Genomic DNA, 21,059 nt, shown 5'->3' with positions numbered 1-21,059 from the left:
GACAGGATTGGCAGAAACTAAAGTAAAAAAGCTATCAAGGTCGCTTTAGTTATAGAAAATACCGTCAGCCTTAAAAACACATGTTGAGCTTTTTATGGCTGACGTGTTTAAGCGTGGGGGGGGGGGGGTTGTTTAGCCCGGTACTATTTCTTGGTGATCAACTGGGAGAGTTTACTGTTCAAGCGCTTCTTCTCTTCTTTTTCACGGGCGGCCTTCTCTTTCTCAAGGCGCTGCTGACGGATAACTTCCAGCTGATCTTTGGCGTGACCCGCCTCTTCTTCAGTAACAAAGCCCGCATTATTACCGGACAAATCCATACGAACCGCCCCGGTTTTCAGCACTCTCAAGTAGCGGGGACTGCGTACATAGCCCGCCAGGGCACGACGAATCCAATGATCAGGAAGTGATTCGTTCTCTGCCAGATCTTCATGAATTCCGATCTTAAGCGGCTGGATCGTGACGGTAGAGAAAGCTTTAGGGTAACGCTCACTCCAACCGGCCAGAATTGACTTCGCATCAAATTTCTCCGGAATTACCACCACATCATCTTCCGGTTCTGTATCACCGGCAACCAGAGCCACAGGCCAATCGCTGGGGTCGAGAGTTTCCCGAATCAAGGTGCGGATCGCTTCGGAACTATCCAGAAGTGCTCCATCAAGCAGGGATTTCAACCGCTGCTGAAGGTCCGTCATACGCTGCTCAAGCGCCTGATGATCATTTTGAAGGTTCTCAAGTTGAGCGCTCAGTCGTAAATTCTCTGACTGCAACTCCTCAACCAGACCATCATCAATGGCAGCAACAGCTTCTTCGGGTGATGGTGATTCAATAGCCTGCACATCAGACTCAGACGCGGCCCGCTCAACATCAGCCTGCAGCGCTGCCTCCTGAGCTGCTGCAAGCTCCGATCTGGATTGCTCAAGGGAGCGTTCGAGATAATCGCATCGTTCCTGAAGATCCTGGTTCTCACCTTTGAGTCCCGCACAGGTCTGATTCAACTCCGCAATTTTCTGATGATGATTTTTCAACGCCTGAAAACTGCTATCGGCCCGTTCGCTAAGTTCGTTGAACAGGTGATCTAATGTGTTGGCTGATGAATCACTTGGCATGGGCAATACCCTATCCTTCATATCTACGGCGACCTTACGGCTGTCAGGCCATGTTACCCTGCTGGCTGATAAATATAAAAGCCATAATCGTACTCACCAGTGCCTTCCTTTTTACACTCTTCGCGGGAGACTTCCTGCCACTGGCTTTCGTCATATTCCGGGAAAAAGGCATCGCCCTCAACCTGAGCATGTACCTTAGTAATATAGAGTTTATTAGCGTATGGCAGCGCCTGTTTATAGATCTCGGCACCGCCCATCACGATGATCTCTTCACCGCCATCGATCAGACACTGCTGATCTGCCCGCTCCAACGCATCTTCCAGTGAATGTACAACCACACAACCCTCTGCGGTAAAGCCAGTATCACGGGTCACAATAATATTGGTACGCCCCGGCAGCGGGCGTCCGATCGATTCATGGGTTTTACGCCCCATCACAACCGGCTTGGCCCAGGTACACTGCTTAAAGAACTGCAGATCTTTCGGCAGATACCAGGGAAGTTTGTTATCAACACCGATGGTGCGGTTTTCAGCCATCGCCCAGATCAGGGCAACGGGTGCATCCAGTTCTAAAGACATGCATCTCTCTCTTACAAAACTCACCCGCTGAGCACTCAGCGGCTGACAATCATTCGAATTTAAACCGAAAACGGGTACTGGATCGCTTCGTGGTGCTGATAACCCACCACTTCAAAATCATCCAGTGTGACCCAGGTTTCCAGATCTTCCAGGGTTTTAATCTCAGGATTGATTTTCAGCTGGGGCGACGGGAAAGGTTCACGTTTTAACTGTACGTCCCGCATCAGCTCCAGCTGATCTTCATAAATATGGGCATTCACAATCTTATGATACGCCTTACCCGGTTTGTGTCCGGTAATCTGAGCCATCAGCGCCAGCAGGGTAAATACCTGCACCTGATTAAAATTCAGCCCCAAGGGCACATCACAGCTGCGCTGGGTGCTGTTCAGATAAAGCTTACCGCCCAGCAGGGAGAAATGGTGGCTGTACATGCAGGGGCGCAGGCAGCCCCTATCAAATTCACCGGGGTTGTAGAAATTCAGAATCTCGCCACGGTCATCGACACCACGGCTCAGATCATCAACAATTTTTTTCAGCTGATCCAGATAGGTGCCATCGGGCTTGGCCCAACGGCGACCCTGGACGCCATAAACCCGCCCCATATCATCCTCACCTTTACGATGAGGATTATTCAGCCAGCTTGGATTGTCATTGGCATTGGCGTTCCAGGTATTACAGCCAATCGCGCGAAACTCGGCAGCGCTGCTGTAGCCCCGCAGATAGCCCAACAGTTCAGCGATTGCCGCTTTCCAGAAACTCTTTCGGGTGGTAATCAGCGGAAACTGATTGTTTTCCACATCGTATTCCAGATCCGCGTTGATAACCGTCAGGCAGCGTTTGCCGGTGCGTTCGTTATCAACCCAGATACCTTCTTCTACGATACGACGACTAAGATCGAGATACTGCTGCATGGGGTGTTCCAGAGTTTAAAAATTCAGGCGCGCTATTCTACATTAGCGCGCCTCTTTTCACAGATGTTAAAGGCTGATAGCGATTAAACCACAGCCTTCTTGTAGCGTTTTTAGCCATCAGGCTTTCTGATCGGCTCTTTTCTGATCAAAGATAGCCTGTTTTCTGCCCCAGGCGATCAACGCCAGCCCACCAAGAATCATCGGCAGGGAGAGCAGCTGGCCCATGGTCAGCCAGTCAAATGCCACAAAGCCCAGATGGGCATCCGGCTGACGAACAAACTCCATCATAAAGCGGAAAATGCCGTAACAGGTCAGGAAAGCACCTGAGATCACACCCCGCGCCGGACGGGTGCGGTCCAGCAGATTCAGAATCACAAACAGAGCGACGCCTTCCAGCGCAAACTGATAAAGCTGTGACGGATGGCGGGCCAGATTATCCACATGGGGAAACACCATCCCCCAAGGCATGCCCGTGGGTCGCCCCCAAAGTTCACCACCGATAAAGTTCCCCACACGGCCAGCGCCGAGGCCAATCGGCACCATAGGGGCAACAAAGTCGGTCACGGTCAGCAAGTTTGCCTCCATGCGACGGGCAAAGACAATCATCGCAACGATCACCCCCAGCAAACCGCCATGAAAAGACATCCCACCTTCCCAGACTCTTAACAGCCAGAGCGGGTCGGCCAGAAAGCGATCAAAGTTATAGAAGAACACATAGCCAAAGCGGCCGCCCAGCACGACGCCCACGGCACCGTAAAAGATCAGATCGCTGACATCATCCCGGCTCCAGCCCAACCGGTGAGCACGCTGCTTTGCCAGCCACCAGGCACCGGCGAAGCCAATCAGATACATCAGGCCATACCAGTGAATTTTTAACGGCCCCAAGGCCACCAGAACAGGATCTATCTGTGGATACTGCAGCATGAAATAACCTTAACGCTTATGTTGAAGTGCTAAACCAATAGAAAACGACTGCCGATAATCAGCAGCAGAACAGCAAAAATACGTTTCAACGTATCCGAAGGCAGGCTATGCGCCAATTTGGCACCTACTTTGGCAAAAATCACACTGGTTGAAACAATACCGATAAAGGCAGGCCAGTAGACATAGCCGGTTGCATATTCCGGCAATAACGGATGCCCCCATCCCTCTTCAATATTCATCAGGGCACCAACTATAGCAATAGGCAAACCAACCGCCGCAGATGTGGCTACCGCTGTCTGCATCTGCACATTGCACCAGCTGAGAAACGGTACGGTCAGAGAGCCGCCGCCAATACCAAAAATAGCCGATGCCCATCCGATGATACCTCCCGCACCGATAAGACCGGGGCGACCCGGAATGGTTCGGCTGGCCTTAGGCTTAAGGCCTAATCCCATCTGGAAAGCGATCACAATCGCAAAGACACCGATCACTTTCTGCAGCATCTCACCACTCATCATACCCGCTGTTTTCACACCCAGTACGGAACCAAAAACGATGCCAATAGCAATACCGGTAAACCAGTCCCAACGGACAGCCCCTTTGGCATGATGCGCCTTTACTGAACTGATCGATGTCACCACAATCGTTGCCAGAGAGGTACCTACCGCCATATGAGTCAGCACTTCCGGAGAAATTCCCTGTGCCGTAAAACTGAATACCAGTACCGGTACAATGATCAGCCCACCACCGATACCAAACAATCCGGCCAGAGTTCCGGCCGCAGCCCCAAGAGCCACATACATTAAGAGCGTTTCCATAAATCTTCCGTTTCAGACAGAAAAACCGACAGCTGAGACTCAGTCTGTCGGTATTAGGGGGTTAAAACTGTAATTCGGCAGAGCGTCTCAGGAGTTCAGGCTAAAACCTGCCCTGCTTCGTGCTGCTGTCGCCAATGATCCACCCGGGAGCGAAGCTCTGAAGGATGGTAGGGTTTGGCAAGATAATCATTCATTCCAGCGTCAAAGAAACGCTGACGCTCACTTTCCAGAACATTAGCGGTAACTGCGATAATAGCAGCCGGCTTTAATTGCATGGCTTTTTCTCTTTCTCGCCAGAGCAGAGTTGTCTCTACCCCATCCATATCCGGCATAAAAATATCCATCAGAACAACCTGATAGGTTTTCTCAGTTATCAGTTCCAGTGCATCCTGACCGCTATTAACCACATCAACCTCATAGCCCACCTTCTGTAGCGCAGACTTTGCCAACATGGTATTGACCGGACCATCATCCACAACCAACACATGGGACTGTTTTTGCTCAGCTTTCGTTTTCTGTACCGACGACGTGGTCGGACTTTCGTTAACCCAGTTGTCCCGGGTCAGATAAATAAGAGCATCAACCTTCTCTTTCAGCAGCAAACTCAGACGTTCTCTCTGATCCGGCTGCTCTCTTATCTGTTCGGCCAGACTAACCAGGTTGAGCAAAGGGCTTTCCAGCTCTCTTCGCATCGCCTGCAGATATTCGGTTTGCAGTTTTGAAGCTTCCAGTGCGCGATCGCGGTCAAACTTCATCTGATCACGGGCCTGATACTGGTCAGAAAGATCCACTAAAAGCCCGACCAGAGGCCGCCCTCGCCCCTGCTCCCGCCCACGCAAGGAATCGGGAGCGCGGGAGAGAATTACCGAGGCAGGGTGGCTTTCTTTACTGGCACTGGTCAACAGTATCTCTTTGGAGAAAACGCCCTCATCAGGAGGCGATACCGGGATAAACTCCGTAAGCAGATGCCCCCTGAGATCCCCCTCTCCTTTACCAAAAAAGTTTTCAAACGCACGATTACAACCCTGAATGCGATACTCGCCATCCGTGTCAAAAACCGGCATAGGAATACTATTGAGTAAGTGACGGAAATAGTCATTTTGCCGGTGAAAGCTAGCCTCAGACTCACCCTGTTGCTGTTTCAGTGTCGAGTTTTCCTGAACAAAGCGATTCAGCAGATCCGCAAGATCCTGAATCTCAGCCACGGGGGTATTCAGTACTTTCCTTGATAACGGCTTATCCTCAAGCGAGGACCGCGCAACATCATCAAAGTAATCCAATGGCCCCTGGATCTGCTGATACAACCTTCGGCTGCGCGCCTTATGTAATCCTATGTGCAATGCAGCCAATATCAGAATGAGCAATAACACCAAAATACCGATATCTTTCAGGTATTCGGTGAAACTTTCAGCTTTAGCGTACAGCTCCTCCTGAGGGGTCACCGCAAGAAGTTTCCAACCGGTTAAAGGGACCGTGTTCCAGGCCACAACACTTGGGTGGCTCAGATCAACCTGCGCAAGCCCGGCCTGCTGATGAGCCACCAGGCGTGACAGTTCAGACATTTCAGCCCGTTTGTAGAGATTAAACAGCCCCGGTTTGAATTCGTTCTTGGTGATATGACGGAAACTGTATTGACCATCCGTCAGCTCTTTCAGACCAAAATCTTCTTCGCCTTCAGGCGGCAATGCCAGAATATTGCCATCTTTTCCCACCAGGACGGCATAACCGGACCAAGGCTGAGGCAGTGAGAACAGATTACTAATCAGGGTTTCAACGGTCAGATCAAGCCCGACAACGGCTTCAAGATTGTCACCGTCATACACCGGAGCAATATGGGAGATGATCCAGCCAATTCCTGCCGGATCAAGATAGGCATCAGTCCAGACAGGCTGACGCTGCGGGTTGTGTTTTTTGTCCGCGAGGTAATAAAAACTGAATGCAGAGAGATCAAGATCCGGTGCAAACTGAGCGTGCACATCCAAATAGGGATAGATCAGGTTTAAGTTATCAGGCGTATTTAAATAAACCTGTTTCACCAGTTGATTGGCCTGCTGAAGATCAGCAAACAGGTGATTCAGAGGTAATAATTTGCGGGCTTTCTCTTCCCGGGATGACAGGTCTCTTGATAGCGTTGAATAATAAACCGAGACGCCACCATCATCCTCTGGCTTCATCAGCACATTATCCGGGGTGTACTTCAGAGGCGTTATCAGATCACCAGGCTCATCAGAGAGTAAAACTCTTTCCATTTGACGCTGTAAAACCTGAAGCTGACTCTGAACCGAACTGAGACGTGCATTAACCCAATCCGTCTTGGACTGAAGCGCCCCAATCAGCTGTTGTTCGTAATCTTTACGGGCAGTATCCTGCTGATTCAGCCCCAGCAGAATGAAGGTTCCCACCAACAGCACCAGAAAGCCGGCATTCATTAGGATAAGCTGCAACAGATTTGATCGCACGTAGGCTTTGTCGATCCACTTTTTCAGTGAGATACGCAACGGTTGTTCGGTCTCTGTCATGGGCATCCCTGAATAAACCTTGCCGGCAGAATTCATTTCTGGAGAAAAAGTATCATACACTGTCTGCAACGACTTTTTCACTTAGATTTAAGTGATCAGGCTTCGCTTACCACTTAGTAGTAACCGCCTGATCCTAACCCTTCATATCATCAGGACTTCCGTTATGTGTTTAATTCTTTTCTCCTGGCAAAAGGATCAGACCTACCCATTGGTTGTGGCGGCTAATCGGGATGAGTTCTATCAGAGACCGACATCACCTCTTTCCGTCTGGGACAACAGCCCTGTCATTGCGGGTCAAGACCTGTCAGCAGGCGGCACCTGGATGGGTATCACTGAAAGCGGGCGCTTTGCAGCAGTAACCAACTACCGCCAGGCCTCAGAAATGAATCACACCTACCCCATCAGTCGTGGCAAGCTATGCCAGGATTTCCTTGAGGGAACAATGACACCGGCAGAGTTTCTGACGGAGACAGCTTCTCATGCCATGGATATAGGAGGATTTAACCTCCTGGTCAGTGATGGCCAGACCCTTGGCTACGGCTGCAACCGCTTTGGAGCAGAAACCGATAACGCCTATTACGATTTTGACCCGGAACTTGCCGCAGGTACTTACGGACTGAGTAACCACCGACTGGACACCCCCTGGCCCAAGGTACGCCACAGCAAGCGACTGATGGAAGCGTTTATGAAGGAACTGACAGACTCCCATTACCCGCTGAATGAGGACGCCTTTCTGGCCGTCGTCGCCAATGACGAAGAAGCGGCTGACCATGAATTGCCCGATACCGGCATCGGTCTGGATAAAGAACGCTTTTTATCTCCATCTTTTATCCGATCCAGTATGGACTATGGCACTAGGGCCAGTACAATACTGATCCGCAACCACTCCGGGCGGCAAACTCTGATGGAACAAACATGGCATCCGGGTGGACAAAAAGGAGTAAGAACTCTGATCTGTCTCTGATCTCAGGCAGAATTTTCCAGCTATCGATCCTTATCCGGAAGGCAGTCTTTTGTTCAGGTTTTCACCGTCTACCGCAAATTCAATTTTCAGTGCTCATCGTGTTGTGTCCGGCATCGCTTTAATTTTCATTATAAGCATAAGCCTGATGCTGGCCCACCCGGCTCATGCCACCATGACCGCCCCAGAGCCGAAAAAAACCACCAACATCGAAAGTGCGTGGATTAGTGTGACGCTGCGTAGTCGCTTTGATGATGCCAGCAGCAGCTTTGCAGACCAGATTGCACCAGCCTACCTGGATAATGATTTTAAACATATCTGGCTTAATGACGCAGGTGAACCGGGCGCTGCAGCACAAGCACTGACACAACTGGCCGGTATTTTTACTGCGACAGATTCCCCGAATACGCCCCAACAATGGCTAAAGCCATACCAGCGCTTTATGACGTTTCAGCAGCAACCAATGGATCTGGCTTTGCCCCGATACCTGCTGGCAACCGACCTGCTTTACAGTGAAATGTACGCTCGTCTGCGACACGATATCGCTACAAAACGCGTTAATATTGCAGATCATCAGAACGGCTCCTCGCTATCCCCTTCCACAAGCCCATTGATGCAGGCGTTAGAACAGGAGCTAAAAACCGCCTCGTTACTGCCAGAAAAGCAACGGGAAGAATATCTGCAAACCCAGATCAAAACGCTCTATCCCAAGGCTGAGCAAACAACCGAACTCCTAAATAACCTGAACTATTGGCAGGCGCAACAAGATAAAGCCTGGCCAGAACTCTCAGCGGGTGAGCGCCTTGATCCCGGTATGATCCGGGAAAATGAGATGCCCGTGCTGATCGAGCAGCTACAACGTCTTCAGGTTCTACCCCAGGATTACACCCCAGAGTTTCCGGGTCGGTACGACGATGTATTGGTCAAAGCGGTTAAGCGTTTCCAGACACAATTCGGACAAAGCGCTGATGGTGCTATCGGACAGCAAACCCGTCAGATTCTGAACCTGTCACCACAACAGCGTATTACGCAGCTGGCACTCAACTTTCGTCAGCTCTACCACCAGCCCAGTTTACGTGACTACTTTAATGATTCCGGCAGTAAATTCGCGGCTCAGATTGCACCGGCATATCAGGATAATGACTCAAAGCCTATCTGGCTGAATAAATCCGGAGCGCCCGGAAGTGCCGCCAAAGAACTCACCCGACTGGCTCAACTCTTCGCGATCCTGGATCAGGGCTCTGAACCACATCCCTGGTTAACGCCTTATCACAACTTTCTTAATCCAAAGCAGCCTGTGACAGATCGCTCTTTGCCCAACAACCTGCTGGCAATGGATCTGCGCTTCAGTGAGATCTATGCCCAATTGCGTCACGATATCGCTACTGAGCGCTTTATTCTGGCTGACGAGGATGATGACCATCAGGAATACCGCTACGGCGGCGTTGCTCTTGACAGTTTTCAGTCCGCGATCAAACCCTGGATGAAGGATCTGGAGCTGGAACTGAAAATGGCATCTGCCTTGCCTGAGGGAAAACGGAACCGCTACCTGAGCCGACTGGTCCGAAAACTCTATCCCAACTCCCAGCAAACTCAGCCCTTACTGAAAGCACTGGATTACTGGCAAAAGCAACAGCAGAAGCCCTGGCCAAAGCTCGCTATCGGAGAACGCCTTGATCCCGGCATGATTCGCGACGCTTGGATGCCGATACTGATTGAACAACTTCAACGCCTGCAGGTACTCCCTGACGACTACACTCCCGCCTTTCCCGGTCGATACGATAGTCAGCTGGTTGAAGCCGTGAAAAAAGTTCAGGCCAGTCATGGTCAATCCGTTGATGGCATGATCGGCCTGCAAACCCGCAGGGCACTCAATCTGCCCCCTCAAAAACGCGTCTTGCGCCTGGCACATAACATTCGCCGTTTGTATCACCTGCCTGCCAAGCTAGGGGATCGCTACATGATGATCAACATGGCAGACTACAAACTGGAGCTGGTTGAGAAGAACAAGCCCACCATGGAGATGCGGGTGATTGTGGGTTCCCCGGAACACCGGACCCCCATCATGAAACAGGCACTGACGTCAGTGATCCTCAGTCCTCGATGGAATATCCCGCAAAGTATTGGCGTAAAAAATATTCTGCCCCGGGTCCGCAGTAATCCAAACTATCTCAAAGATCGAGAGATGCAGATTGTGGATGGCTGGAATTCACCCGCCCGTGAAGTACCGTTAGAGCAGATCAACTTTAATGACTTTGATGAAGCCCCAGAGCAATTTCCCTACCGCTTTGTGCAACTGCCGGGAAAATACAATCAGCTGGGTTATGTGAAATTCCGCCTGTCTAACAACAAAGCGATCTACATGCACGACACCCCAGCCAAACACCTGTTCAGTCGCCGGGAAAGAGCTATGAGCAACGGCTGTGTGCGACTTGAAGATGCCCTGCTATTAGTCGACCGGTTACTGGCTCACGAGCCCTGGGGTTGGACTGAAGAGCGAGTACAGGAAGTCCTACGCTCTAAAGAGGAGCGCTTCCTGAAGATGAAACCCTATCTGCCGGTTTATCTGATGTACTGGACCGTTTGGCAGGATGAAAACGGCCAACTGCAATGGCGGGATGATATTTACAATAAAGACCATTTACCGGGACCGGAACAGGTAGAAAAACTTCTGATAGCAGCCAAACAAAAGACCCGCTAAAAGCGGCCAATAGCGTTACTGGAGAGAATGCCTGGAGAACGTTACTGGATTTTGTTCGGAGCCTTCAGACTCATTACAGGTTGCAACAAGGCCCCCAAGCCAAGCTCTCCCATAACTTCTGCCAGGCGATTAATCACCTCGTCAGACGTCCCAAGCTGAAGCACCTGCTCCAACAGAGTCTCGGCATCGGTTATTTTTAACCGACGAATTGCAGACTTAACCCGAGGAAGGTTCACCGCATTCATCGACAAGGCTTCATACCCCATCGCCATCAGCAGTACCGCACCACGAGGATCACCTGCCAGCTCCCCACACAAACTCAAACGGCAGTTATGTCCCCGACAAGAGAGCGCAATGGTATTCAGCGCACTCAGCACAGCCGGATGGAAGCTGCTATAAAGACCGGCAACCCGAGGGTTATTCCGGTCGACAGCTAACAGATACTGAGTCAGATCATTACTGCCCACAGAGAGAAAGTCGACCAACTTAGCAATCTGAGGCACCTGATAGATCGTTCCGGGAACCTCAATCATGACACCGATATCCGGCCGCCTCAGATCAAGCCCCTCGCCACACAACTCCGTATAGGCACGCTCAATCAAACTGATCGATTCCGTCACCTCCGGCAGATTAGATACCATGGGCAACATAATCTGCAGATTGTTCAAACCTTCGCTGGCCCTCAGCATCGCCCGGACCTGAACCAGAAAGACCTCCGGATGATCCAGCGTGACACGAATACCGCGCCAGCCAAGAAATGGATTCGCTTCATTTATCGGGAAATAGGGCAGTGCTTTATCACCACCAATATCCAGCGTACGCATGGTGACCGGTTGAGGATGAAAAGCTTCCAGCTGCTCTCGGTAAACTTTTTGCTGTTCACCCTCTGAAGGAAAGCGTTCACTGACCATAAAAGGCACTTCGGTACGGAACAGCCCTACCCCTTCTGCACCATGATTCAGAGAGTGAGTAATATCCTGAGCCAGCCCCGTGTTTACCAGCAACGGCATCTTGAAACCATCCAGAGTCACACTGGGCAGATCTGCCAGATCTTCCAACCCCTTCTGCAGCCGCTGTTCCGCCCGCATCAGATTACCGTACTGAATCAGCAATTCATCACTGGGATTGTTAAAGACAACCCCCTGATAGCCATCCACAATCAGCTTTTGGCCATTCAACAGGCCAAGGGGCAGATCGATGGTTCCCATCACCGCAGGAATCCCCATCGCTCGCGCCAGAATGGCAACGTGAGAGTTGCTGGAGCCCTGAACAGAGATCAGGCCCGCCAGCTTCTCTTTCGGAATCTCACCCAGCATAGCCGGTGTGACTTCTTCGCTCACCAGAATCGATTTATCGGGATACTCAACTTCATCCTGATCAATTTTCTGCAGGTAAGCCAGAACCCGACGTCCCAGATCCCGTATATCAGTAGCCCGCTCTTTCAGGTAATCATCCTGAGACAGTTCAAAGAAGCGTGCATGCCGGGTGACCACCTGACAAAGCGCGCCCTGAGCCCAATTACCTTCAACAATTTTATTGATGACTTCCTGTCCCAGCGCGCTGTCATCGAGCATACGCTGGTAGGCTTCAAACAGGGCTCGCTCCTCCTCACTCAGGCGCTGAGCAAGACGGCGGTTAACTTCATGGATATCATCACGGACAGAGGTCAGCGCTTCTCGGAATTGTTCAATCTCTGCGTCAGGATCATCCGGGACCCGATCCGGAACGGTGTCCAGATTCGCCACAGGTAAAATAACGACAGCAGACCCCATGGCGATACCGGATGTACCGGCCACGCCTTTAAAGCAGCTGCCGTGAATACTGTTCTGCGCAAGCCCGGAAAGACTTGAAGAACCGGTCGCAAGGGAGTGAGCTAAAAGACCCGCCAACTGAGCAGACACCGTCACTAAAAAGGCTTCTTCACCTTCATCAAAGCGACGTTTTTCCTGCTGCTGTACCACAATCACGCCCAGAATACGGCGTTGATGGATAATAGGAACACCCAGGAAGCTGTGAAAACGCTCTTCACCGGTTTCAGCAAAATAGACATAGTTCGGGTGCTGAGTAGCATCATCCAGGTTCACAGGCTCTTCCCGCTCACCCACATAACCGACCAGCCCCTGACCGGCATCGAGGGAAACCTGCTTAATGGATTCTTTCTTCAGGCCCATACTGTCCATCAGGACATAGCGCTGCTGTTCCTGATCAAGCAGATAAACCGAACAAACATCCGTTTTCATCGCCCGACGGACCCTGCGCACAATAATCGAAAGCGTCTCATCCAGAGTTCTGGCTGAGTTCACTTCCTGAACGATGCGCTGCAAGGTCTTGAGCATAATCACCCTCGATTTTTAAGAGGTGTCAGATGAAGTCTTAATCCTGACGTTATTCGGTTAATAAAGGCTTAAACAGATTCCTGTTGTAACGATGAGACAGCTCTTTCAGCGCCTTGCGATACACTTCTCGCTTGAAAGGCACAACCTGTCCCAGAGGGTACCAGTAACTGACCCAACGCCAGCGGTCGAACTCCGGCGACGGCGAATGGTCAACACAGATACTGTTTTCACCACAACGAAGCTGCAGCAAAAACCATTTTTGTTTCTGACCAACACAAAGGGGCTTACTGTGCCGGCGAATCATTTTTCGCGGTAAACGGTAGCGGAGCCAGCCCCGGGTACAACCCAGAACATGAACATCATCGGCACTCAGACCGATCTCTTCTTTTAACTCGCGATAAAGGGCCTGCTCCGGTGTTTCGTATTCTTTAATACCACCTTGCGGAAACTGCCATGCGTCTTGACCCACACGGCGCGCCCACAGCAGCTGCCCATACTGGTTCGTCAAGATTATACCGACATTGGGCCGGTAACCATCAGCATCAATCACGCAGATCACCTTGTATTTATATTAGGGCTATTGTTTCACAAAGCACCTGAGTTCTTCAATCAGACAACAGTTCCGTTCCTATAGCAAATCAATCCTGTCTGAACAATCCTTTACAAGCCTTACGGCTCTGGGATAATCGAGGCTTTCATCGATTATCCGGCCTATTCCTATCGGGAAAGCCGCCCGCAGCAAACTGGAGAACCAACCGTGAATCTGGCTATTTTTGACCTCGACAACACACTTATCGCCGGAGACAGCGACCACGCCTGGGGTGAATTCCTGACCGAGAAAGGCATTGTGGATGCCAAGCTCTACAAAGAAGCTAATGACCGCTTCTACGAGCAGTACCAGAACGGCACCATGGATATTATGGAATACCTGAACTTCTCCCTGGCACCATTGGCTCAGCATGAGCCAGAACAGCTGCACCAGTGGCATAACCAGTTTATGCAGGAAAAAATCGAGCCAATTCTACTGGATAAAGCCTTTGAAAAGCTGGACTGGCACCGCGAGCAGGGTGATTACATTCTGATCATTACCGCTACCAACCGCTTTATTACAGAACCCATCGCCGAACGGCTGGGTGTCCACGAACTTATTGCCATCGAACCGGAGCAGATCGACGGCCGATACACCGGGAAAGTCGCCGGCATCCCAAGCTTTAAGGAAGGCAAAGTGATCCGCCTGAACAACTGGCTGGAAGACAAAGAGTTTGATCTGTCCGAAACCTGGTTCTACAGCGACTCGCATAACGATCTTCCTCTGCTACGCTTAGTAGGCAAACCCGTAGCCGTTGACCCGGATGAGAGTCTTCTGGCTGAGGCGCACCAAAAAGGCTGGCCCGTTGAGTCCTTCCGCTAGTTTTGGCCTGAAAACAGCCGAAACTGAGTCAAAAAAGCGCCTGATCAAGGCGCTTTTTTTTGCCCGGATTTAAGCAACAATCAAAACAAACCTATAATATATATATTAAGGCGGTAGGGTTATGAAAATCAGGCAACAGATCTTTGAGCATGACCGCTGGACAACCCTTGCAGATGATGGCGTTACTCAGCCTCAACTCGTACTCTTTTTTACCTCTGCTGCGATCTGCCGTAGCCAAACCCCTTTCCATCAACTGCAGCAACAATTTCCGGAATCTCATATTGCAGGCCTGAGCACAGGAGGCGAAATTCTGGCCGATGAAGTCTTCGACGACACCATCGCAGCAACAGCCATTGAGCTGGAAAAATCACACGTTCGTACTGCCCAGATCCGGCTAACCAACAATCTCACTTCGTCTGATGCCGGACGCCGTCTGATCCAACAGCTTCCGATAGAAGGGCTTCGCTTAGTCTGGTTGCTCAGTGATGGCCTTAAGATCAATGGCAGCGAGCTGATCAGAGGGTGTCGGGAGCTGCTGCCGGGTAAGGTTATGATCACCGGTGGGTTGGCCGGTGACGGTCCCGATTTCAACACAACCTATACCGGTTGCGACGCCGAACCGGAAACAGAGCAGCTGGTGGCGATCGGTTTTTATGGTGAGCATTTGCAGATCAGCAGCAGTAGTTTTGGCGGCTGGGATCATTTCGGCCCGATGCGAACAGTCACCCGCGCCGCAGGTAATGTGCTTTACGAGCTGGACGGACAACCCGCACTGGAGTTGTACAAACATTATCTGGGCGACGAAGCCGAAAACCTCCCCGGTAGCGGCCTGTTATTCCCTCTTTCAATACGCCCTTCCCATCAGGAAGAAAGCGCGGTGGTTCGCACGATTCTCGCAGTGGATGAAACCAGTAACAGCCTGACTTTCGCAGGCAATGTCCCCGAAGGATACAGCGCCCAGCTGATGAGAGGTAACTTTGACCGCCTGATTGAAGGTGCAGCTAATGCAGCAGAGCACCTGAAACAGCAGCAGGGACGGGGGCTGGCACTTCTGGTCAGCTGTATTGGCCGAAAACTGCTTATGGGCCAGCGTATCAATGACGAGGTCGAAGTCGTTGCTGATATTCTTGGGCCGGATATTGCGCTGACAGGGTTTTACTCCTACGGTGAGATCGCTCCCGATGGCTACACTGGTCAGTGTGAGCTGCACAATCAGACCATGACCATCACGCTGCTGCAGGAGGGCTAAGATGCATAAACTTCTGCAGCGTCAGCTTGCCAAAGCAAAACGGCGATCAGGGACTGATCAGCCGGATATGGATTACCTGCTTCAGTTAATCAGTGACAGTTATGAAGAAGCGGATAAAGAGCACAGGCTGGCGAATCGGGCCGCAAAGCTCATGGAAGAGGAACTGCTCGCGCTGCACAGTGAGCATATCCATCAGGCGCGACAGTATTTTGAAACCGTTCTGAGTCGGGTTGGGGATGGCGTTCTCTTTCTCGACAGCAACCAGCGTATTCAGAACGGCAATAAGCAGGCTGAGATCCTGCTGGATCACCCCCTGGAACAGTTACAAAAACTGAGTCTGGAGCAGCTATTTGCTGACCCGCCGAACAGAAACCATCGTCAGTTAGAAACTCAGATCCAGCACAACCATTGCCCCGTCGAACTGCTTCTGAGCCAACTTACCCATGAAGGTCAGCAGGAATCGCTACTGATTATCCGCGATATCAGCGAACGTGTTGCGGCTCAGGACAAACTGCGTCAAAGCAAATCCATGTTCCGGGATTTTGCGGAATCCTCTTCTGACTGGTTCTGGGAGACTGATGCCAAGCACAGAATGATCTCACTGACCGGCTTTACCCCGGTTCTCAAACGTATCAATCGCGAAGACATCATCGGTCGCAGCCGCATGGAGCTGATGAAAAATGCCCCGCCGGAAGTTTTTGAGCAACACATCGATGACCTGAATGCCCACCGCCCGTTCAGAGACCTGGAATATGAACTGGAAGGCAACAGCGGCCCCATTTTAGTCTCCGTCAGTGGCAAACCCCGCTTTGATGCCGAGGGCAACTTTCTCGGTTACCGGGGTACCGCACGGGATATCACCGAGCTGCGCAAAACCGATGAATACCTGACACAGATGGAAAACCGCCTGCGTACGGCCATCGGCAGTATCAATGAAGGCATCGCGCTATTCGATAAAGATGATCACCTGGTACTGTTCAACGATCGAACCAAAGAGCTTTACCCCCAACTGGCCGATAAAATCCAACTGGGTGTGAGTTATTCAGAACTGGCTCATACGTTGGTTGCCAGAAAAGCTCTTCAGCTACCGACGGATACTGATACCTGGCTGAAATACCAGATCAGTAAAGAAACCCGCTATACCGTTCGTATTAATACCGCAGAGACTACCGACGGTCGTTTTATCCGCGCACTGGAATACCCGACACCAGAAGGAGGCACCGTCGGTATCTACAGCGATGTTACCGACACCCAGAAACTGCAGGAGCAGCTGCGCTCCGAAAAAGAACGGGCCGAGTTTGCGAATCAGGCCAAGTCAGAATTCCTCGCAAACATGAGCCACGAGATCCGCACCCCGATGAACGCCATTATCGGCCTGAGCCACCTGGCCTTGCTATCAACTGAGCTGTCCCCCGAACAACGGGAGTATCTCGATAAAATTCATTACTCCTCCAAACAGTTGCTGGGCATTCTGAATGACATTCTCGACTTCTCTAAAATCGAAGCGGGTAAGCTTGCTATCGAACCGCAACATTTTGAATTATCAGACCTGATCACTCATACCAACACCCTGTTAACCCCCTTGCTGGATAACCGCCCGATTGAGCATCAATGGCAGATTATGCCTGACACACCAACAGAGTTTTTTGGTGACCTGATGCGCATCAACCAGATTCTATCCAACCTCGGCAGCAATGCTGCCAAGTTCACCCAGAAGGGACAGATCAAGATTTCAATCAGCTGCCGACCCGCAGCCTCGCAAAACACCGAAGCCGGGCTTAATCAGTCGACGCCACCTTACCCTAAAGCCCGAGCCATTGACCTTATTATCGCGGTGCAGGACACCGGCATCGGGATTTCTGACGAACAAAAATGCCGGCTGTTTACGGCCTTTACACAGGCTGATGCCTCAATTACCCGTCAGTTCGGAGGCACAGGTCTTGGTCTTGCTATCAGCAAACAACTGTGTGAAATGATGCAGGGAGAGCTCAGCGTCAGCAGTGAAGTAGGCCAGGGTAGCTGTTTTACTGCCCAATTGAGACTCTGGGCACTTAGCGATCAGACCTATAGCAGCAAAACCAACGCAAACACGCAAAGCCATGCGTTAGCCAGCCAAAGACTTATCCCGGATACCGCCCTGAAAGCCACTTCAACAGAAACAGACAACAGGTCCGAAACCAATCAGCCGGTGATTCTTTTAGTGGAAGATAACAGTATCAATCAGATCGTTGCCGGACGTTTTCTCAATAAGATCGGCATCCGTTTTGAACTGGCGGAAGATGGTGAGCAGGCTATTGAGAAGATCAAACATCAACACTTCAGACTGGTGCTAATGGACCTGCAGATGCCTGTTATGGATGGCCTGACCGCTACCCATAAAATCCGTGAGGAGCTGGGCTTACTGGATCTGCCGATTATCGCTATGACAGCCAATGCGATGGAGGGCGACAAAGAGCGTTGTCTGGAGGCTGGAATGTCAGACTATCTCTCTAAACCGATCGACTTCACTAACCTTAAAGAGAAGCTTGAGCGCTGGCTATCAAATAACTAAGCCTAAATAAAAAGCAAATACCACCGCCCTGAGGCGGTGGTATTTTTTTCGACTCAGGGAGTCAGACTCCCTTTCTGCTTGCGGAAATCAGAACTTTGGCAGTGTCGCCAGAGACGCTTTGATCGCCTCTTCCGGATACTCATAGTCTTCCAGCTCGCCTTTAAAAAAGCGATCGTAAGACGTCATATCAAAGTGACCGTGACCGGACAGGTTAAACAGCAGGGTTTTCGACTCACCGGTTTCCTTGCAGCGCAGGGCTTCTTTAATCACTGCCGCAATCGCGTGGTTGGATTCCGGTGCCGGCACGATACCTTCGGTACGGGCAAACAGAACACCCGCTTCAAAGGTTTCCGCCTGACCAACCGCCATCGCTTCCAGATGACCTTCATGGTACAGCTGGCTCACCAGTGCCGACTGACCGTGGTAACGCAGACCACCGGCATGAATGCCAGGCGGCATAAAGTCATGCCCCAGGGTGTACATCTTCATCATTGGGGTAAGACCGGAGGAATCACCGTAATCGTAGGTGTACTCACCCTTGGTCAGGGATGGGCAGGAGGTCGGTTCAACACCCACCAGACGCACCTCTTTACCGGCCGCCTTATCCGCAAAGAACGGGAACGCCAGACCACCCAGATTCGAGCCACCACCAGACGGTGCAAACACCATATCCGGATATTCACCCACCATCTCCAGCTGCTTCTTCGCTTCCTGACCGATAATGGTCTGGTGCAGCAACACGTGGTTCAGTACCGAACCTAGGGCGTAGTTCGCTTCCGGATTACCACCGGCTTCTTCTACGGCTTCGGCAATGGCGATACCCAGAGAACCCTGAGAGTCGGGGTCTTTCGCCAGTACATCACGACCCACCTGAGTCATATCCGTTGGGCTTGGGAATACATTACCGCCCCAGGTCTGCATCAGCAGGCGACGGTATGGCTTCTGACCGTAGCTCACCTTCACCATATAGATGCGCACATCCAGATCGAACATATTGCCCGCCAGCGCCAGCGAGCTACCCCACTGACCAGCACCGGTTTCGGTGATCAGACGTTTAACGCCTTCCTGCTTGTTGTAATAAGCCTGAGGAATGGCGGAGTTAGGTTTGTGTGAACCAGCCGGGCTGACCGCTTCATTTTTAAAGAAGATCTTACAAGGGGTGCCCAGAGCTTTTTCCAGCTCAGTGGCACGAACCAGAGGCGTCGGACGCCACAGCAGCAGCTTCTCGCGAACCTCATCAGGAATCTTGATCCAGCGCTCGGCGGACATCTCCTGCTCAATAATCGCATTCGGGAAAATGGCACTCAGTGCTTCAGGGCCAACAGGCTGGCCATCGGGACCCAGAGGTGGTGTCGGCGGGTTTGGCATGTCAGCCACCACATTGTACCAATGGGTCGGCATCTCATTTTCCGGCAGCCAGATTTTCTTTTGCATACTTCCTCCAAATAATAACGGGGTTCCGGTATTTTTATTTCTGCTTTAGTGCGCTCCTGTCAGGGCAGACAAGAGCAGCAGTTATTTTTTAGGCTCCGGTAACCGTGACCTTATTTCCGGCCTCAGGCTATTAGGCATAAGTCCTGACCAGAAAAAGGCCTGTCAGTTTACCTCTTTGGGAACGTGTCCCAAAGCGCCTTCAATCAACTTCCCGGCAAAAACCTGTAGTGCAAAACAAAAAAAGCCTGCCACAGAGGGCAGGCTAAAGCACGGTTAGTTCAGCAAGCAAGCTAGAGGCGGTGACGACGACCGAACACCGCCCGGATCTCTAACCGTAGGACACAGAGTGTGTTTTGCACGGCATCAGGGGTATCCGGCTTAGCCGAACGCCTGAATACCGGTCTGGGCACGACCCAAAATCAGAGCGTGGATGTCATGAGTACCTTCATAGGTGTTCACGGCTTCCAGGTTCATGGCGTGACGAATCACGTGGAACTCGTCAGAGATACCGTTACCACCGTGCATATCACGGGCAACACGGGCGATATCCAGCGACTTACCACATGAATTGCGCTTGATCAGAGAGATCAGCTCAACCGGGCAGTTGCCCTCGTCCATCAGACGACCCGCCTGCAGACAACCCTGCAGACCCAGCGTGATTTCAGTCTGCATATCCGCCAGTTTCTTCTGTACCAGCTGAGTCGCTGCCAGAGGACGATTAAACTGGATACGATCCAGCGAGTACTGACGCGCCGCGTGCCAGCAGAATTCCGCCGCACCCAGAGCACCCCAGGCGATACCGTAACGGGCTTTGTTCAGACAGCCGAACGGGCCTTTAAGACCTTTCACATTAGGTAGCAGGTTCGCTTCAGGAACGAATACATTGTCCATCACAATTTCACCGGTGATAGAGGCACGTAGCGAGAACTTGCCTTCAATCTTAGGCGTGGTCAGACCTTCCATACCACGCTCCAGAATAAAGCCGTGGATCTCACCTTCCAGCTTCGCCCAAACCACCATCACATCAGCAATTGGTGAGTTAGTGATCCACATTTTTGCACCGGTCACGCGGAAACCACCGTCAACGCGCTCGGCACGGGTTTTCATACCACCCGGATCAGAACCGACGTCCGGCTCAGTCAGACCAAAGCATCCAACCCACTCACCGGTAGCCAGCTTCGGCAGATATTTTTCACGCTGCTCTTCAGAGCCATACGCGTAGATCGGGTGCATCACCAGAGAGGACTGCACACTCATCGCAGAGCGGTAACCACTGTCTACACGCTCAACTTCACGAGCCACCAAGCCATAGCAAACATGGTTTACATCTGAACAGCCGTATTTTTCCGGCAAGGTGCTGCCCAGAAGGCCCATCTCACCCATTTCATTCATAATTTCGCGGTGGAAAATCTCATCGCGGTTAGCCTGCAGAACCCGTGGCTGAAGCTTGCTCTGGCAGTATTCACGGGCCATATCGCGCACCATGCGCTCTTCTTCCGTGAGTTGCTGATCCAGATTGAACGGGTCTTCCCAATTAAATGCGGCGCGTTGGCTCATGTT

15 protein-coding genes are annotated in these 21,059 nt (G+C 51.4%); 5 read left to right on the top strand and 10 right to left on the bottom strand.

The window, feature by feature from the left end; all coding sequences use genetic code 11:
• Positions 1 to 143: 143 nt before the first annotated feature.
• The 6 genes from AC4GL5_RS03830 to AC4GL5_RS03805 form a co-directional block, all read right to left on the bottom strand.
• Positions 144 to 1,106, bottom strand: a complete 963-nt coding sequence (locus AC4GL5_RS03830; RefSeq protein WP_490381466.1) for a ProQ/FINO family protein — start codon at positions 1,104 to 1,106, stop codon at positions 144 to 146.
• Between the two features lie 53 nt (positions 1,107 to 1,159).
• Positions 1,160 to 1,684, bottom strand: a complete 525-nt coding sequence (locus tag AC4GL5_RS03825) for a dihydrofolate reductase (protein ID WP_490381465.1) — start codon at positions 1,682 to 1,684, stop codon at positions 1,160 to 1,162.
• Positions 1,685 to 1,743: 59 nt separating this feature from the next.
• Positions 1,744 to 2,595: a thymidylate synthase gene (locus AC4GL5_RS03820; protein WP_490381464.1), complete on the bottom strand. Its 852-nt coding sequence runs from the start codon at positions 2,593 to 2,595 to the stop codon at positions 1,744 to 1,746.
• 117 nt (positions 2,596 to 2,712) lie between these two features.
• The gene (lgt, locus tag AC4GL5_RS03815; RefSeq protein WP_490381463.1) at positions 2,713 to 3,519 is read right to left on the bottom strand and encodes a prolipoprotein diacylglyceryl transferase; all 807 of its coding nucleotides are present in this window, start codon (positions 3,517 to 3,519) and stop codon (positions 2,713 to 2,715) included.
• 29 nt (positions 3,520 to 3,548) lie between these two features.
• A complete protein-coding gene (locus AC4GL5_RS03810; RefSeq protein ID WP_490381462.1) occupies positions 3,549 to 4,337 on the bottom strand; it encodes a sulfite exporter TauE/SafE family protein in 789 nt (262 codons plus the stop codon).
• Between the two features lie 95 nt (positions 4,338 to 4,432).
• A complete protein-coding gene (locus tag AC4GL5_RS03805; RefSeq protein ID WP_490381461.1) occupies positions 4,433 to 6,856 on the bottom strand; it encodes a response regulator in 2,424 nt (807 codons plus the stop codon).
• A 163-nt stretch (positions 6,857 to 7,019) separates the two neighbouring features.
• Here AC4GL5_RS03805 and AC4GL5_RS03800 point away from each other — a divergent pair, with 163 nt between their 5' ends.
• The gene (locus AC4GL5_RS03800) at positions 7,020 to 7,820 is read left to right on the top strand and encodes an NRDE family protein (protein ID WP_490381460.1); all 801 of its coding nucleotides are present in this window, start codon (positions 7,020 to 7,022) and stop codon (positions 7,818 to 7,820) included.
• 145 nt (positions 7,821 to 7,965) lie between these two features.
• Positions 7,966 to 10,518: a L,D-transpeptidase family protein gene (locus tag AC4GL5_RS03795; protein ID WP_490381459.1), complete on the top strand. Its 2,553-nt coding sequence runs from the start codon at positions 7,966 to 7,968 to the stop codon at positions 10,516 to 10,518.
• A gap of 41 nt (positions 10,519 to 10,559) precedes the next feature.
• Here AC4GL5_RS03795 and ptsP read toward each other — a convergent pair whose 3' ends face one another.
• Positions 10,560 to 12,854, bottom strand: coding sequence for a phosphoenolpyruvate--protein phosphotransferase (ptsP, locus tag AC4GL5_RS03790; RefSeq protein WP_490381458.1), 2,295 nt, complete (start codon positions 12,852 to 12,854; stop codon positions 10,560 to 10,562).
• Positions 12,855 to 12,903: 49 nt separating this feature from the next.
• Complete coding sequence (locus tag AC4GL5_RS03785) at positions 12,904 to 13,404, bottom strand: RNA pyrophosphohydrolase (protein WP_490381457.1); 501 nt, start codon at positions 13,402 to 13,404, stop codon at positions 12,904 to 12,906.
• Positions 13,405 to 13,611: 207 nt separating this feature from the next.
• On the opposite strand from AC4GL5_RS03785, the gene AC4GL5_RS03780 reads away from it, so the two are divergent.
• From AC4GL5_RS03780 to AC4GL5_RS03770, 3 genes are all read left to right on the top strand, one after another.
• Entirely contained in the window at positions 13,612 to 14,265 is a 654-nt protein-coding gene (locus AC4GL5_RS03780; RefSeq protein WP_490381456.1) for a histidinol-phosphatase, read from the top strand.
• A 121-nt stretch (positions 14,266 to 14,386) separates the two neighbouring features.
• Positions 14,387 to 15,514 (top strand): FIST signal transduction protein, encoded by a 1,128-nt coding sequence (locus tag AC4GL5_RS03775; protein ID WP_490381455.1) that lies wholly within the window; start codon positions 14,387 to 14,389, stop codon positions 15,512 to 15,514.
• A gap of 1 nt (position 15,515) precedes the next feature.
• Entirely contained in the window at positions 15,516 to 18,065 is a 2,550-nt protein-coding gene (locus AC4GL5_RS03770) for a response regulator (protein ID WP_490381454.1), read from the top strand.
• Positions 18,066 to 18,152: 87 nt separating this feature from the next.
• On the opposite strand, the gene AC4GL5_RS03765 is transcribed toward AC4GL5_RS03770, so the two are convergent.
• Together AC4GL5_RS03765 and AC4GL5_RS03760 are read right to left on the bottom strand one after the other, a co-directional pair.
• A complete protein-coding gene (locus AC4GL5_RS03765; RefSeq protein WP_490381453.1) occupies positions 18,153 to 19,499 on the bottom strand; it encodes a TrpB-like pyridoxal phosphate-dependent enzyme in 1,347 nt (448 codons plus the stop codon).
• A 378-nt stretch (positions 19,500 to 19,877) separates the two neighbouring features.
• The gene (locus AC4GL5_RS03760) at positions 19,878 to 21,056 is read right to left on the bottom strand and encodes an acyl-CoA dehydrogenase (RefSeq protein WP_490381452.1); all 1,179 of its coding nucleotides are present in this window, start codon (positions 21,054 to 21,056) and stop codon (positions 19,878 to 19,880) included.
• Between the last annotated feature and the right edge of the window lie 3 nt (positions 21,057 to 21,059).

The sequence above is a fragment of the Oceanospirillum sp. genome (genome assembly GCF_982874595.1).
This window is presented reverse-complemented; position numbering and strand designations above follow the sequence as displayed.

What these genes read in the sequence shown, in the direction of transcription:
- AC4GL5_RS03830 (WP_490381466.1), bottom strand. Translation starts at nt 1,106, where the DNA reads ATGCCAAGTGATTCATCAGCCAACACATTAGATCACCTGTTCAACGAA.
- AC4GL5_RS03825 (WP_490381465.1), bottom strand. Translation starts at nt 1,684, where the DNA reads ATGTCTTTAGAACTGGATGCACCCGTTGCCCTGATCTGGGCGATGGCT.
- AC4GL5_RS03820 (WP_490381464.1), bottom strand. Translation starts at nt 2,595, where the DNA reads ATGCAGCAGTATCTCGATCTTAGTCGTCGTATCGTAGAAGAAGGTATC.
- lgt (WP_490381463.1), bottom strand. Translation starts at nt 3,519, where the DNA reads ATGCTGCAGTATCCACAGATAGATCCTGTTCTGGTGGCCTTGGGGCCG.
- AC4GL5_RS03810 (WP_490381462.1), bottom strand. Translation starts at nt 4,337, where the DNA reads ATGGAAACGCTCTTAATGTATGTGGCTCTTGGGGCTGCGGCCGGAACT.
- AC4GL5_RS03805 (WP_490381461.1), bottom strand. Translation starts at nt 6,856, where the DNA reads ATGACAGAGACCGAACAACCGTTGCGTATCTCACTGAAAAAGTGGATC.
- AC4GL5_RS03800 (WP_490381460.1), top strand. Translation starts at nt 7,020, where the DNA reads ATGTGTTTAATTCTTTTCTCCTGGCAAAAGGATCAGACCTACCCATTG.
- AC4GL5_RS03795 (WP_490381459.1), top strand. Translation starts at nt 7,966, where the DNA reads ATGCTGGCCCACCCGGCTCATGCCACCATGACCGCCCCAGAGCCGAAA.
- ptsP (WP_490381458.1), bottom strand. Translation starts at nt 12,854, where the DNA reads ATGCTCAAGACCTTGCAGCGCATCGTTCAGGAAGTGAACTCAGCCAGA.
- AC4GL5_RS03775 (WP_490381455.1), top strand. Translation starts at nt 14,387, where the DNA reads ATGAAAATCAGGCAACAGATCTTTGAGCATGACCGCTGGACAACCCTT.
- AC4GL5_RS03770 (WP_490381454.1), top strand. Translation starts at nt 15,516, where the DNA reads ATGCATAAACTTCTGCAGCGTCAGCTTGCCAAAGCAAAACGGCGATCA.
- AC4GL5_RS03765 (WP_490381453.1), bottom strand. Translation starts at nt 19,499, where the DNA reads ATGCAAAAGAAAATCTGGCTGCCGGAAAATGAGATGCCGACCCATTGG.
- AC4GL5_RS03760 (WP_490381452.1), bottom strand. Translation starts at nt 21,056, where the DNA reads ATGAGCCAACGCGCCGCATTTAATTGGGAAGACCCGTTCAATCTGGAT.